The sequence below is a fragment of the Paenibacillus sp. LS-5 genome (assembly GCF_056121505.1).
In genome coordinates, this window is record NZ_JBWAVA010000003.1 from 419,886 (window position 1) to 433,917 (window position 14,032).

General features: G+C 50.6%; 13 protein-coding genes and 1 pseudogene. 2 read left to right on the forward strand and 12 right to left on the reverse strand.

What is annotated here, in order from left to right; all coding sequences use genetic code 11:
* Nucleotides 1-199: 199 nt before the first annotated feature.
* The 6 genes and pseudogenes from AC0MA3_RS07415 to rlmH form a co-directional block, all read right to left on the reverse strand.
* Nucleotides 200-418: pseudogene (locus AC0MA3_RS07415) on the reverse strand (SRPBCC family protein); the annotation flags it as partial.
* Nucleotides 419-683: 265 nt separating this feature from the next.
* Nucleotides 684-1,310: a DUF2306 domain-containing protein gene (locus tag AC0MA3_RS07420; RefSeq protein ID WP_474655703.1), complete on the reverse strand. Its 627-nt coding sequence runs from the start codon at nucleotides 1,308-1,310 to the stop codon at nucleotides 684-686.
* Between the two features lie 122 nt (nucleotides 1,311-1,432).
* A complete protein-coding gene (locus AC0MA3_RS07425) occupies nucleotides 1,433-1,774 on the reverse strand; it encodes a DUF3291 domain-containing protein (RefSeq protein ID WP_474655741.1) in 342 nt (113 codons plus the stop codon).
* A 60-nt stretch (nucleotides 1,775-1,834) separates the two neighbouring features.
* Nucleotides 1,835-2,794 carry an SDR family oxidoreductase gene (locus AC0MA3_RS07430; protein ID WP_474655704.1) on the reverse strand — a complete coding sequence of 320 codons (960 nt, stop codon included), beginning with the start codon at nucleotides 2,792-2,794 and terminating at the stop codon, nucleotides 1,835-1,837.
* A 181-nt stretch (nucleotides 2,795-2,975) separates the two neighbouring features.
* Nucleotides 2,976-3,986, reverse strand: coding sequence for an AraC family transcriptional regulator (locus AC0MA3_RS07435; RefSeq protein WP_474655705.1), 1,011 nt, complete (start codon nucleotides 3,984-3,986; stop codon nucleotides 2,976-2,978).
* A 148-nt stretch (nucleotides 3,987-4,134) separates the two neighbouring features.
* Nucleotides 4,135-4,614, reverse strand: coding sequence for a 23S rRNA (pseudouridine(1915)-N(3))-methyltransferase RlmH (rlmH, locus tag AC0MA3_RS07440; protein WP_474655706.1), 480 nt, complete (start codon nucleotides 4,612-4,614; stop codon nucleotides 4,135-4,137).
* 210 nt (nucleotides 4,615-4,824) lie between these two features.
* Here rlmH and infC point away from each other — a divergent pair, with 210 nt between their 5' ends.
* The gene (infC, locus tag AC0MA3_RS07445) at nucleotides 4,825-5,343 is read left to right on the forward strand and encodes a translation initiation factor IF-3 (RefSeq protein WP_474655707.1); all 519 of its coding nucleotides are present in this window, start codon (nucleotides 4,825-4,827) and stop codon (nucleotides 5,341-5,343) included.
* A gap of 123 nt (nucleotides 5,344-5,466) precedes the next feature.
* Here infC and AC0MA3_RS07450 read toward each other — a convergent pair whose 3' ends face one another.
* Nucleotides 5,467-5,817 carry an ArsR/SmtB family transcription factor gene (locus AC0MA3_RS07450; RefSeq protein ID WP_474655708.1) on the reverse strand — a complete coding sequence of 117 codons (351 nt, stop codon included), beginning with the start codon at nucleotides 5,815-5,817 and terminating at the stop codon, nucleotides 5,467-5,469.
* 138 nt (nucleotides 5,818-5,955) lie between these two features.
* On the opposite strand from AC0MA3_RS07450, the gene AC0MA3_RS07455 reads away from it, so the two are divergent.
* Nucleotides 5,956-7,353: an MFS transporter gene (locus AC0MA3_RS07455; RefSeq protein ID WP_474655709.1), complete on the forward strand. Its 1,398-nt coding sequence runs from the start codon at nucleotides 5,956-5,958 to the stop codon at nucleotides 7,351-7,353.
* 165 nt (nucleotides 7,354-7,518) lie between these two features.
* Here the strand turns inward: AC0MA3_RS07455 and AC0MA3_RS07460 are convergent, their stop codons facing one another.
* The 5 genes from AC0MA3_RS07460 to AC0MA3_RS07480 form a co-directional block, all read right to left on the reverse strand.
* On the reverse strand, nucleotides 7,519-7,686 hold the full coding sequence (locus AC0MA3_RS07460; protein ID WP_474655710.1) for a CxxH/CxxC protein: 168 nt from the start codon (nucleotides 7,684-7,686) through the stop codon (nucleotides 7,519-7,521).
* A 134-nt stretch (nucleotides 7,687-7,820) separates the two neighbouring features.
* Nucleotides 7,821-9,617, reverse strand: a complete 1,797-nt coding sequence (gene cydC, locus AC0MA3_RS07465) for a thiol reductant ABC exporter subunit CydC (RefSeq protein ID WP_474655711.1) — start codon at nucleotides 9,615-9,617, stop codon at nucleotides 7,821-7,823.
* On the reverse strand, nucleotides 9,614-11,437 hold the full coding sequence (gene cydD / locus AC0MA3_RS07470) for a thiol reductant ABC exporter subunit CydD (RefSeq protein ID WP_474655712.1): 1,824 nt from the start codon (nucleotides 11,435-11,437) through the stop codon (nucleotides 9,614-9,616). The genes cydC and cydD overlap by 4 nt, the downstream gene beginning before the upstream one ends.
* Nucleotides 11,437-12,453, reverse strand: a complete 1,017-nt coding sequence (gene cydB, locus AC0MA3_RS07475; RefSeq protein WP_474655713.1) for a cytochrome d ubiquinol oxidase subunit II — start codon at nucleotides 12,451-12,453, stop codon at nucleotides 11,437-11,439. The genes cydD and cydB overlap by 1 nt, the downstream gene beginning before the upstream one ends.
* Nucleotides 12,440-13,843: a cytochrome ubiquinol oxidase subunit I gene (locus AC0MA3_RS07480; RefSeq protein WP_474655714.1), complete on the reverse strand. Its 1,404-nt coding sequence runs from the start codon at nucleotides 13,841-13,843 to the stop codon at nucleotides 12,440-12,442. Before AC0MA3_RS07480 ends, cydB begins: the two co-directional genes overlap by 14 nt.
* Between the last annotated feature and the right edge of the window lie 189 nt (nucleotides 13,844-14,032).

Here is a 14,032-nt window from a genome sequence, read left to right on the forward strand (position 1 = left end):
AATTTTAAATTTCCTCGCAGTCTATAAACTTCAGATATGAATAAATTCCATCATAATATATAGGTACTCTCGTTTGATCGTCCTCATCTCCGTTTGGAATATCAATAACCATTCCTTGACGTGCTCTTGTCATTAGAACTCGATAAGCATTAATTAGATAATCTGTGCATCAGTTTTGGATACGTTATCCTCTTTATCATTAAGAAAGGGGGGGTGATATGGCGAACGTATCAGGGCCGGGCTCCAACCCGAGCAGGAATAGCTCTAATCGACCTAGGTAGTAATTCCATCCGGCCCGATGCATACGTCTGCGCGTAACCGGCAAACCGTCGTGCGTTAAGATCAGTTGAGTTCCGTTGCTCAGCTCTCGTAATTGAATCTCAGCCGTGCTGGAACCTGACGGAAACGAGTCCGAGCCGGTCCAGCCCCATCGCTAGACGTCCCCAATCGCATAGGTTTGGCCGCTAGCCATACTTCCTTCAAAGTCCACTTCCGTATCCTCCGTTTGAGCACTCCTCTCCCTTTCCTTTCGTCCAGTCGAGACGCTTTTCCTCCCATACTCGCTTTTCATCGTGCAACCTGCGTCATTGGGGGCGCGGCACGAACACATTCCACCGTACGCAAAATAAAACCGCGCCATGGATGCGCGGTTTTACGGATTATTTTGGCATGGAAGTTGTGAATCATTGCCGCTGCCTCAACCTCATTCTGGAAATCACAGCTTCTATGACGAGCAGATTAGGAATCCAACAGACCCAAGCGACAACCCGAAAGGCCACCTCGAAATCGCTAAACAGAAGAGCCAGCGGCGCTAACCAGATACGAAGCGTGACAGCTGCAAAAGTAAGCGCATAACTGCGAAGCATCCATGCTTTATGAGCTTGGATGTCTTTGGCCATAATTTTTCTCGTTGCAGTAAGCGTCGTCGCAACCCACAATACATCGAGCGACATGAACCCAAGAGTAGCAATCCAACCTCCTGTGGCGAAAAGGGATAAATACACACTCACGATCCCACTAACTGTAATTGAAAGAACATATCCATACCCCAATAGACGATGCCAACGTTTCCTAGCATTCGTTGGCTTCAAATATAGTTGAAAGGGTCCTATGATCAAGGCAAATACCGCGGTGAAAATATGAATATATAGTACATATATCCATGGTTTTAGTTCAAAATTCGGCTTTTGCAATTTGAAAGAGACAAGTCCTGCATCACTAGCTCTAAGCACGCCATACTGAACAATTGCGTATCCGGCAATCGAAAATGCTAGAATGAGAACGAGAGCCCGAATCATCTTATTTCTCATATGAATGATCCTCCTCCGTTGGTGCACCGTGAAGCTATTGCCCCTTTAAACCCTATGGCTAAAGTGTTAATACTGATCTTCTCGATTGAGGCACCAGCTAGGGTCGAAAGGGACGCACTAATTCACCACTTGTTCTGGTCAAGTTTTCTGCCATACTTTTGATGCAAACGGATCTTCGCTTCCTCCCAGCTCGGAATAGTATCGGCATCCCAGTGGACGGCCTCCACTTCATCGCTAATTCGGCGTGCGATCCGCATGGCCTTGGCGTGATTGCCGTGATTGCGGTATTCCAGCATGCGATCCTTGTTCTCCCATACCGACATCGTCCAGCCTACTCTCCAACTGTCGCGTGTAAGGTCGGAATGCAGCAATCCGGCAGCCCTATTCAGTTGCTTCGTTGACCGGACGATGTGGTAAATAAAAAACGGAAGGACCCACATGCCCTTTACTCGCACCCGTGTCACTGAAATCAACAACGAAATCGCCCCTTCCACGAAACACCCATTTTCGGTTTATTGTTAGTATTAGAAATAATACCCCTTCCGAATATCATCTAAAAGGGTAGGATGTACTGGATCCCATCCCAAACGCTCCTGAGTCAACGCGCTGGACGCCGGATTATCTGTTTTCGTGAAGGGTGCAAGCCATCCGAAATGTTTACCTGCTTCTTCAACACCAATGCCTTGGACCGGCAAGTTCAGATGGCGGCCCAAAGCCGTGGCGATCTCTTGAAACGAAATGCCCTCTTCGCTAACCGCATGAAACCGGGACCCTGCCGGAGCCTGTTCTAAGGCGAGTCTAAAAAGGTGCGCCGCATCCAGTAGATGCACGGATGGCCAGCGGTTGGTTCCGGAGCCTGTGTAGGCGGAAAAACCCTTCTTGCGAGCGATGTTCACCAGATTTGGGAACAAGCCCGTCTTATCGCCTTCACCGTGTACGATCGGTGGGAGGCGTACAATCGAGGAACGTACCCCCCGATTCGCCAAGTCTAGGGTGGTATGTTCAGAAATGATGCGTAATCCACCTGGGGATTGAGGATCCCCAGCGCTATCCTCCGTTCCGAGACGGCCGGGAGTAAGCGTCATCGTAGGCATCGCGACGACAAGCGCCCGCTCACCGGTGGGTAAAGCGGTGCCAAGTGTCTCGATGGCTCGCCTGTCGGTCTCAATTGCAGCCTTCATAAATCGCATCGCCACATGACGAGGATTCCCGCCGAATAAAACCCTAAGCCGAGTTGAAGAGCCCGCATGGGAGAACTTGTGGAAGAAGGCCAAATGAATGACCCCCTCTACTGCAGCAGCCGCTTTGCGCAAGCCTGCTAAATCCTCAATCGAACCGATTTGAACCTGGGCACCCAATGCCGTAAGCCGTTTGCCGGCTTTTTCAGAACGGGCAAGACCAACCACTTGGTGACCGGCATCCAGCAGTTCGCGAACGACCGCCCCTCCGATGAAGCCTGTCGCCCCTGTAACCAATACACGCATTTTCAGAAAGCCCCTTTCCTATCGGTAGTATGTCTACTCTTAGTATAGGGGATTGGCCACTATGGTCTTTGCCTTTTCCGTCGGAGTTATTGCCTGATTCAACAGATTCCGCCGCTTAAAAAGGAAAAATCCGCTAGGCTCTATGCCCGCGGAAATTTGAAAAGCCGTTTACGTGTGCGTTTCACTTCAATTGTTGCTGATCCTGACGCCACCTTGTGATATCTCTAGTTGGAGGGTACCCAAAAAATCGGCTGTAATCGCGGCTAAATTGGGAATCGCTTAAATAGCCTACAAGCCGGCTCGCCGTAGTTGCGTCAATGGAGCTGGATAACATTAGACGCCTCGCCTCTTGCAGGCGCAGCACCTTTTGATATTGCAAAGGGCTCATCGCAGTAGCCGATCTGAAATACTCGCGAAACGACGATTCGCTCATATGGACCAACTCCGCCAAATCCGCTACTTTCCACGGCTGGGAAAAGTTACTTTGGAGCCAATCAATCGCTTTTGCAACCTGCTGCATTCCCGATTCCGCCAGAACGGTCTCGGCAACATAAACACCGATTGGGCTGCGAAGGAGGCGGATATAAATCTCGTCTTTTACCAACGGGGCCAGCATTTGAGCATCATCGGGAGAGGACAGACAATCCATCAATCTTGCAGCGGCGTTCATCATGGCCAAATCAGCTTCGATGACGTAGCACGCACTGCGATTGCGAACCTCCGGCAAACCATTAGGAAATACCATCGGCAGCAGCGAAGCAATCCTTTGCGGATCGAGGTATAAACCTATGCCCAAGAACGGTACTTGGGGGCTGGCCTGCATGATTTTCATCGCAACAGGCAAGGCAACGGGAGCAATATACATTCGCGAAGCACTATACTCATAAGCATCTTTGCCTACGGTAATTCGCTTGTTCCCTTGCGCTGCAATGCAGATTACCGGCGAGAACATGGTGTGAACATCATCCGCCGCTTCCACTTGCGAATATCGGTTCACATACAGGCCATGGATTGGTGAAGCATAGGTCCCATCCTGCGAAGTATGCGTGTAAATCAAACTTGCCAACCGGGCTGCTTCACCATCTAGCGCTGACTTGGTCTCATCTGATACAGATACATCCTCATACTTATGGTAATTGGCCATGTTCACAAGCAACTTTTTCCCCCTCAGATGTAACGGGATGATAGGCATGTTCATGATACCACAGGCGCATCCAAAAAGCTTAAGCATTAAAGTTAAATTAGCATGGATATCTCAAGTCTACCCTCCTGCAAGTCCGAGGGGACTCCCTGCTAGCACGAAGCGGACAGCATTTCTCGCTATCGCTTCCCAATGTGCTTTACTTATGATACGGTTCCCCCCGATTTATCTTCACCGCGCGATAAATCTGCTCTACCAGCACCAGCCGCATGAGCTGATGGGGCAGCGTCATGCGGCCGAAGCTCATGCGCTGCTGGGCGCGGCGCATCACGTCATCGGAGAGCCCGTGGCTCCCTCCGATGACGAAGACGACATGGCTCGTCCCGTAGGTGCCGAGCCGGTCGATCTCGGCGGCAAGCTCTTCCGAGCTCCAGAGCTTGCCGTCGATCGCGAGCGCAATGACATGCGCCTCGCTCTTGATATGCGCGAGGATACGCTCGCCCTCGCGCACCTTTACCTGAACAACCTCAGCCATGCTGAGGTTGTCAGGTGCCTTCTCATCCGCCACCTCAATCATCTGGAACTTGAGGTATGGCGTCAGCCGCTTGGCATACTCCGCGATGCCGAGTGTCAAATACTTTTCCTTCAATTTGCCTACTCCGATAATTTGTATGAACATAAATCCTCCATGATCTGCTTATGTGATTGAGCCGTTTATTCTCTGCTATATCTGTCTGAACACAGCTACGCTAAGTCTTTTGGACAGTTATACTCAGAATTATATCATCAATGCCAGATTATCTGCTCCTTACCCGTAATCGAAATTGAACCCCCGGCGAGTTCCGTATATGATAGCTATAGATTATTATACCCAGGGGGTTCACTTATAATGGCAGTCTTAATCAATGAACAAATTAGAGCGTCTGAGGTTGTCCTTACCGGACTGAAGGGTGAGAAGCTGGGCGTAGTTACTAGAGAGGAGGCGCTGGCCATGGCCCGGTCCGCAGGAGCGGATCTGGTCTGTACCTCGCTGATGAGCAGCCCGCCGCCCTGCAGCCTCATGGCCAAGGGCAAAGCCAAATCGGCAGCGCAGAAAGATAACACCGCTCGCAAGCCAGCTTCAGGCCGAACACCAGCGGGTCCGGGCGGCAAGGAGAAGGTGAAAGAATTGCGCTTCACCGCTCATATTGAGGAGCATGACTATGATACGAAGCTACGTCAGGCGGACAAGCATCTGCGCTCCGGGAAGCCGGTGCTGCTGGTAGTCAAAGCCTCCGTAGCGAAGGAAGCAGCAGCATCCAAGGCCGTGATCGAACGGCTGCTCGCTGATCTGAAGGAAGTAGGCATTAAAGACACCGGCATCCAGTATGGCGGCAAGGGCTCGCAGGTGAAGGTGAATCCGCGCTGAAGCACTAGTTATATAAAAGAAACAGCAAAAGACAAAGCCTACAGTGGCTTTGTCTTTTTTACACCCCATGAATATAGACGTTGTCTTGTTCTTTATCGTATACCCTTTTATTGAGTGCCCGCCTTAGTGACTACTCTCCTCTGACTCCGTCACCCGCACAGGCCGTTCTGCTTCCTCATAGGCGCTGAGCACAGAATCCAGCAATCCTGGAAAACGTGCATTCAAATCCTCAGTACGCAAGGACAGCATACGCTGGGTACCTTGAACACGGGTATGGACAACCCCTGCTTCGCGCAGCGTCCGGGCATGATGGGACATCGTCGATTTGGCGACAGGCACATTGAAGCAGTTGCAGGCCTGTTCGCCGTTATGATGAATATCTGAAATGATGGACAAGCGAATTGGATCACTAAGTGCATACAGTACGGAGGCAAGCTGAATATCCTTACGCTCCGGATGAAAAAGTATCTTCATGGATCAATATCCCCTTTAGCATACCGATGGATGCTAGAAATAGTTGTGCTCCTAATTGCATTTTATATCAGCCCATGCTATATTTCAAATGTTCGATGATAATCGAAATACAAAATAATATATAGGAGTGGTCATCACATGGAATCAGTACCTAACATCTCCGCTACATCGGAAAATAAAGATTCAGCAGTGGAAGCCACTCTTCCCAGAGAAGGGCTGTTGACGCTTCTATTCAGTGTTGCGGTTGTTCTTGTCATTATGAATACGGCGATGTTCAATCTGGCGCTGCCTGATGTGACAGAGTCTTTTGGTATCTCAGCTTCTGCCGCCTCATGGATCGTGACCGGGTATTCCATTATGTTCTCCATTGCATCGATTACCTACAGCAGACTTTCCGACTTCCTTCCGATCCGCAGGCTGCTGACGATCGGCCTGCTGACACTCGGATTCGCAGCGATTGCCGGATTCCTCAGCACGAACTTCATCTTCCTCTTGATCGTCCGGATCGTGCAGGCTTCCGGGGCCGGAGCTGTCATGTCGCTGTCACTGGTTCTGTTCACCCGTTATGTTCCGCTGGACCGCCGCGGCAAGGCAATGGCTACCATAATGTCAGCTGTTTCGCTTGGCCTGGGACTCGGTCCCGTTGCAGGCGGTGCCATTACCCAGTACTTTGGCTGGAACTGGCTGTTTGCCGTTACTGCATTTATCCTGCTGCTTGTACCGCTGTTTCTGGTTCTGCTGCCGAAGGAGCTACCGAGTCGCGGTTCTTTTGACGCCGTTGGAGGGATCTTCCTCGGAATCGGCACCACCGGGCTTCTGCTGTTCTTAACCAGTGGACTATGGATTGCTCTGATTGCCGGCATTGCTGCCATTATCTTGTTCGTCAGCCGGATCCGCACCACTCCTGATCCGTTTGTCATGCCCGCTCTGTTCAAGAACCGCTCCTACCTGGTACTTTCTCTGGTTGGGATCGCTTCATACCTATGCAGCTTTGCAACCCTGTTCCTGCTGCCACAGATTCTGGTTCACCGTTTTGGATTTAGCGCGAGCCATGCCGGATTTGTGATTTTCCCCGGCTCTCTGCTTGCCATTATTGTATCCAGATCCGTAGGCCGGATCATTGACCGCTTCGGTAACGGAGGTATTCTGCGCTTTGTACCGCTGCTTGTACTAACGGCTACCATTTTATTTGCCCTCTTCGCCGGACATTCGTGGGTGGCGGTGATGTTCGTGTACATGATTATGAGTCTCGCCTTTACCACGCTCTCCAGTGGGGTATCCAACGAAATCTCCCGTATTTTGCCTTCTTCACAGATTGGTTCCGGGATGGGGCTGTTCCAGCTGCTGCAGTTCTTCAGTGGCGCGTTTGGCGTCGCCATGGCCGCCAGTGCGCTGGAGTGGCAGCGTGGCCTCTCCCTGTCAACGGCTTACTCCAACATTTACTGGGGGCTTTCCATTGCTGCACTCATTGCCATCGCCTCAGCCTTTATATACCGCCGGAGCAGCAATGGGATGAAGGAAATATTTGAGGCGTAAACTGATTGGACCATCATACAGTCTATATACCAAAATACCCTGCAGCTCACATTCACAGCTGCAGGGTAAACCTGATTAAGCGTGACCGATAACCCAGATGCGTCAACATCCGGCTCATCGCCATCTTTTATATAGTTGATTGAATTGTCATGAAGCACACCGGCTCTAGACTACCAGAACCTCTGCACTCTTATCGCACTCCGCACATTTCGCCGGGGGATCCCAGTCAGAGAACTCAGTTTCCTTCAGGTCCACAATATCCGGTGCATCCTCGAACTCGTCCACAAATTTGTCGATGGCCAGTTCCACATGTTCCTTACACACTACATACATTCGATCAAGCATCCCTTTCTGTATCGCTGCGGTATATACTCCTTCTACTGTTCTACCACACTTCACCACAAAAAGGAACTCCCGCCGCAGAGTTTACACACTCTCCACAAACTTCTGATCTTTATATATAGAGCTTACTCCCCTGTCCGCTTCGCAAGGAACTCTGCCGGACGGTCCAGCTCATACAATCTGCGGTAGCGTGCTTCACGGGCCATCAATTCCGCATGGGTGCCGCGCATCTCCACCACCCCATTCTCCATGAAAATCACCTCATCCATCTGCTCTGCACCCACCAGATGGTGGGTTACCCAGATCAGCGTCTTATCCGCCATCGCGTCGAACATGGTTGCCAGCAGTTCACGTTCTGTCCGCGGATCAAGCCCCACTGTCGGCTCATCAAGCACGACGACCGGAGTATTCTGCAGCAGAATACGGGCGAGTGCGATCCGCTGGCGTTCTCCGCCGGAGAAGCGCTGTCCGGCTTCGCGCACGGGAGTATCATACCCCTGAGGCAGTGAGGAGATCAGGTTATCCAGATGGGCCAGTTCTCCGGCCCCTTTGACCTCTGCATCCGAAGCGTCCGGGGCGCCTAGCCGGATATTATTCGCCACTGTTGTATCGAACAGATGCGGGCTCTGGTTAAGGACGGCAATCAACTTCGGAATGTTCTCCCCATAAGCAGAAGCATCGATGCCATTAATTACGGCAGAACCGATAGAAGGTCTGATCACACCTTGAATCACTTTCAGCAGCGTAGACTTGCCTGCTCCGCTGCGGCCGATAATGGCAATCTTCCTGCCCTGCGGAATGGAAAGAGTCAGATCCTGAATGGACCAGTCATCGCCGGTAGTATAACGGTATCCTGCATTTTTAAGCTGAATATGTGCCTGCCGGGTTTCCTTGATCGTCTTCACGGCAGCTTCTGCAAGGGCTCTCGCCTCCACACTGCTTGCTTCATCCGATTCGGAAGTAATCCCCCCCGCTGACTCCACTTGATTCAGCCGCTCCAGCGAGTTGCGGTACTGTGGAATCTTCTCTACCGCATCCGAGACGGGCAGGAAAGCATCAGCCACCGGGAATACTACCAGCACGAACGCCGCAATGAGTGTGCCGGCGATAGCGCCGCTCTGATACTCGCCGGCAGCCCAATAGATAACGGACACAACGGCGACGCCGACAACAGCTTGTCCAAGGAACATCCGGATACGCGCCCATCTGCGGAGTGCTCCGTCGGTACGGGCAACCTCCTTCTCGTCGGCCTCATAAGTGGCCACGAACTGGTTCTGCCGTCCGCTAATCACCCAGTCTCCCATCCCCAACACGGCATCGGTCAGCTTCTGATAGAGCCGGTTGCGTTCCTGTTTGACCATCCGCTGCCGCGATTGTGTGAGCAGCAGTGAGATCAGCGGGAGGACAATTACAATCACCAGCATATAGAGCCCCATCAACAGTGCAAAGGCCACATCAAACGTACCGAGCGAAATAATAGCAGCCGCATAGATCAAGAGAGCAATAATACTTGGAAATACGGTACGCAAGTACACATTCTGCAAATATTCAATATCATCGGCGAGCATTCCCAGAATATCTCCGGTACGAAAGCGCGAAGAAAGGAAAAGTGCCTGTGGCTCCAATATGTTGTACAGCCGGATACGCATCTTGGAGAGAATCCGCAAAATTGTATCATGAGAGACCAGGCGCTCCACATAGTGAATCACCGCCCGGCTTGTTCCAAAGGTACGCACACCAACGATAGGCACATAGATCATCAGAATATTTTCCGGTGGGATGGATGCCTTGGAGATCAGAAACCCGGAAGTGTACATCAGGGAGGAGGCTGAGAAAATCGTCAGCGCACCCAGGACTATTATCAGCAGAAACCGCCAGAAATAGGTATTAAAATAGGGAGCAAACCATCCTTCACGTTTCAATGGATTCCCTCCAATTGACTTTGAATAAGCTCATAATAGGCACCCCTGCGGGCGACAAGCTCTTGATGTGTGCCAACCTCGGCCACCTGTCCCTGCTTCATGACAACAATGATATCCATATCGATCATCCAGTGCAGCCGGTGGGTGGCCAGGAACACCAGCTTTCCCTCAAAAAGCGGAAGCATCGTTTCCTTCAGCTCATATTCCGTCTCAATATCCAGATGAGCAGTCGGCTCATCCAGCAGCATAACCGGACGACTGCTTAGGAGTGCGCGGGCCAATGCTACACGCTGCTCCTGTCCACCGCTAAGCGAACGCCCTCCGCCGCCAATCATCTCATCCAGTCCGCCCGGAAGTGACGCAACCAGCTTCGCTAATCCAGCGGCGGCGATCACTCCCGCAACCGCCTCATTTGTAGCCTCAGGATAATAGAACCGGACGTTATCCGCTAGTGTGCCGCTAAAAATATAAGGCCGCTGCGGAATATAGGCGGTCTGCTGGCGCCATCCCTCATTCGTTAGTGCACTCACCTGGTTACCATTCACTTTAATCGTACCGGACGTAGGATGCAGGAATCCTCCCAGAATATCTACCAGCGTAGATTTCCCAGCACCACTTTCACCAATAATACCGATTTTGGCATTCCCTCTGAACTCCAGATCCACACCGGAGAGCGAAGCGATACCGTCGGCTTCATACTTCACGCCTACTTGATGTAGTTCAAGAATGCTGTCCTTCTGCCAGGCGAAGACATCCCTGAATGATGCGGTTCCGCCGGAAGCCGGAGTCCCTTTACCATCACCTGTTACTGTTCCAGCTGTGTCTCCAGTTCCAGCTACTATTATGTCACCAGCCGGATTCAACAGCTTAGCTTCTACTATCTCCCGGTCAATAATACTCTTCATGGCTTCTCCGGCTTCTTTACCGTCAAGAGTAGCATGGAAGTCCGCTCCGACCAGCCGGACCGGCAGGAAATATTCTGGTGCCAGAATCAGAATAGTGAGTCCGGTGACCAGCGTCATCTGTTCATTCACCAGGCGGAGGCCGAGACTTACCGCTACAGAAGCCACAGACAGCATCGTGAAGAAATCCATAGCGAACGAAGACAGAAAAGCCACGCGAAGCGTGCGCATGGTCGCCGAACGGTAGCGGTCACTTACTGCCGCTATACTCGCACTGTGGCTGCGGCTGCGCCCGAGAAATTTTAATGTTTCGAGTCCGCGCAGTGAATCCACAAAGTGATTGGACAGGGTGCGGTATGACTTCAATTGACGGTCCATCTGCTTGCGGGCCGTCATCCCGATTAGAATCATAAAGACAATAATGATCGGCATCGTCAACGTAAGAATAACACCACTGGAGGTATCCAAGGTGTAGACGTACACCAGCAGCATTGCTGGCGTGACCGCCATCCCTACCATTCGCGGAATAATCAGTTCCAGATAAGTCCGGAACTTCGTGACTCCTTCAAGTACTAGCGTAACCAGATCTCCGGTCCCCCGGTCGCCTGCCAGCCTCGGTCCCAGCTGGAACAGCTTCTCCATCATTTGTCTCCGCATACTGCTGCCCGTCGCTTCCGCGAAGCGGTAAGACACACGGCTCATCAGCAGGGCACTCGCATGACGCACCAGAAACGCAAGAAGGAACAAGAGCGATTTCGCCCCTTGTTCCTTCAGCGGTTCTCCCGCAAATAGCGCAGAGACAACTTCCGCCAGCGATTTCGCCAGCAAAAGTATGGATAGGCTTTGCACCAGGGTAAGGAAGCCCACGATCAGAAAGACCGGCTTAACTCCTTTGTACCCAAGCAAATTTTTATCCATTAGTATTCAAGATGCTCCTTCTCGTGAACCCGTTTATGGAAGACGAAATAGCTCCAGATCTGATAACCCAGCACGAACGGAAGCAGCGACAGCGCCACAATCGTCATTACTTTCAAGGAATAATGGCCAGAAGCAGCATTCGTGATCGTCAGATTAAAAGCTTGATCCAGTGAACTGATCATAACCCGCGGGAACAATCCAACAAAGATAGAGATTACCGATAAGGCCATCACTGCACCTGTCATTCCGAAGGCTAGGCCATCTTTCTTCTTGCTCATGAAATAGCCGGACAGCACATAAGCAGCAATACCCAAGATTACAATTACAAACAGCAGTGCTCCGCGTTTCTCGAATATATCTGTCATGTAATAAGTCATGACCACAAAAGCGAGCAACAGCGCAGCCAGCGGGAACAGCAGCTTTTGTGCCATCTTACGGGCCCGTTCCTGCAGATCACCTACCGTGCGAAGCGTAGTGAACATCAGTCCATGCACCAGGCACAGCAGTACTACAGTAATTCCAGCTACTACAGTATAACCATTTACAATATCGAAGAATCCGGCATACATCTGCATATCCCCGTCGATCGGCAGCCCCTTAATGAAGCTGGCGAACACTACGGCAAGCAGGAATGGTGGCAAGAAGCTTCCGAAGAAAATGCAGACATCCCATGTTCTTTTCCAAGCCAGCGAGTCCCGTTTACCTCTGAATTCAAAGGCGACACCACGGGCAATCAGCGCCAGCAGCGCGAACACGAACGGAATGTAGAATCCACTGAATAGTGTTGCATACCAGTGCGGGAAGGCGGCGAACATGGCGCCTGCGCCAGTAATCAGCCACACTTCATTCGCATCCCAGAACGGTCCGATTGAGTTAATCAGTACCCGGCGCTCCGTATCATTCTTCGCTAATATCTGGGTTTCCATCCCTACACCGAAGTCAAATCCCTCCAGGAAGAAGAAGCCGACAAACAGCACAGCAATCAACACAAACCATAATTCATTAAGAGAAAGCATGGGATCCCTCCTTGTTATACGGATCATGGGATTCGCCGTGATCGTTATCCATGGCGTAAGGGCCTTTTTTGATCACCTTGATGAACAAGCCAACCAGTACCAAACCAAGAATGGCGTAGATGGCTGTAAAAGAAATTACCGAGAACAACACCTGTCCGCTCGTAATATTAGGGGATACACTATCCTCTGTAGTCATTAACCCAAATACCGTCCATGGCTGACGCCCCATCTCGGTCATAATCCAGCCCGAAGTATTAGCAATTGGCGGAAGCAGCAGCCCCCAGAGCATAAAACGCATGAACCAGGTGTTCGGGCGTTCCATCTTCTTGCGCCACATCAGGTAGACGGCGTATACTCCCAGCAGAATCATAAGCGAGCCTGCAGCAACCATGATCCGGAAGCTCCAGAAGGTTGTGCGAACCGGTGGAATATAGTCCCCAGGACCATAGGTCTGTTCATATTCAGCCTGTAGTGTATTCATCCCTTTAACAGATCCCGAAAACTTACTGTAGGAGAGAAAACTCAGCATATATGGGATTTTCACTTCATGAGAGCTTATTTTATTCTCTGGATCAATCGTTGCAAAAACCGTCCATGCAGCAGGGTCTCCACTGTCATCCCATAGTCCCTCGGAAGCGGCCATCTTCATGGGCTGGGTATCTACCAGATACTGCGCCTGGGCATGTCCCGCAATGGCTACACCGAACGATGAAATAATGCCGACAATCGCAGCAATTTCAAAAGATTTGCGGAAAAAGGAAACATCCTGCTTCTTCAGCAATTTATATGCACTAATTCCCGTAACCAGGAAGGCGCCTGTCGCGTACGCGGCAAGAACCGTATGAGGGAACTCGACCAGCAATTGTCCATTGGTAATTAATGCCCAAATGTCATTCATCTCAGCCCGTCCATTATTAACAGCAAATCCTACCGGATGCTGCATGAATGAGTTAGCCAGCAGAATCCAGAAAGCCGAGAACATAGTTCCAAGCGCTACCAGCCAAATCGAGAGCAGGTGAACACGTTTGGATACTTTATCCCAGCCAAAAATCCAGATTCCAATAAACGTAGACTCCAGAAAGAAAGCTAGCAGCGCTTCAATCGCGAGTGGAGCTCCAAATACATCACCGACAAAACGCGAATAGTCCGACCAGTTCATTCCGAACTGAAATTCCTGCAGAATTCCTGTTACTACGCCCACAGCGAAGTTAATCAGGAAAAGCTTTCCCCAGAACTGGGCCATCCTTTTGTACTCATCATTTCCTTTTCTTACATACATCGTCTCCATGATTGCAATTAAAAGCGCGAGTCCAATTGACACTGGTACAAAGAAATAATGAAAAATTGTCGTCGACGCAAATTGTAATCGCGACAGCATCACTGTATCCATATTTCTCCCCTTCCTTCTCCCCATTCGATATGTCTATTTTGTCAAAAATTCAAAGGGTTAAGTGTGATAATAATCACATTATACACCCTGTTTGGGCTTAAAATTCAATAAATTTGTGACAAATATCACAATATTACGTTTGGAAAGCAAAAAAAATAAGACGGTTTCACCGTCTTGAATGTGTTCATT

Bases quoted from the DNA above. Each gene is read 5' to 3' on its own strand.
- AC0MA3_RS07430 (WP_474655704.1), bottom strand. From the start codon at position 2,794: ATGCGTGTATTGGTTACAGGGGCGACAGGCTTCATCGGAGGGGCGGTC.
- AC0MA3_RS07420 (WP_474655703.1), bottom strand. From the start codon at position 1,310: ATGAGAAATAAGATGATTCGGGCTCTCGTTCTCATTCTAGCATTTTCG.
- infC (WP_474655707.1), top strand. From the start codon at position 4,825: ATGGCAGTCTTAATCAATGAACAAATTAGAGCGTCTGAGGTTGTCCTT.
- cydD (WP_474655712.1), bottom strand. From the start codon at position 11,437: ATGGATAAAAATTTGCTTGGGTACAAAGGAGTTAAGCCGGTCTTTCTG.
- AC0MA3_RS07480 (WP_474655714.1), bottom strand. From the start codon at position 13,843: ATGGATACAGTGATGCTGTCGCGATTACAATTTGCGTCGACGACAATT.
- AC0MA3_RS07450 (WP_474655708.1), bottom strand. From the start codon at position 5,817: ATGAAGATACTTTTTCATCCGGAGCGTAAGGATATTCAGCTTGCCTCC.
- AC0MA3_RS07435 (WP_474655705.1), bottom strand. From the start codon at position 3,986: ATGCCTATCATCCCGTTACATCTGAGGGGGAAAAAGTTGCTTGTGAAC.
- cydB (WP_474655713.1), bottom strand. From the start codon at position 12,453: ATGCTTTCTCTTAATGAATTATGGTTTGTGTTGATTGCTGTGCTGTTT.
- AC0MA3_RS07455 (WP_474655709.1), top strand. From the start codon at position 5,956: ATGGAATCAGTACCTAACATCTCCGCTACATCGGAAAATAAAGATTCA.
- AC0MA3_RS07460 (WP_474655710.1), bottom strand. From the start codon at position 7,686: ATGTATGTAGTGTGTAAGGAACATGTGGAACTGGCCATCGACAAATTT.
- rlmH (WP_474655706.1), bottom strand. From the start codon at position 4,614: ATGTTCATACAAATTATCGGAGTAGGCAAATTGAAGGAAAAGTATTTG.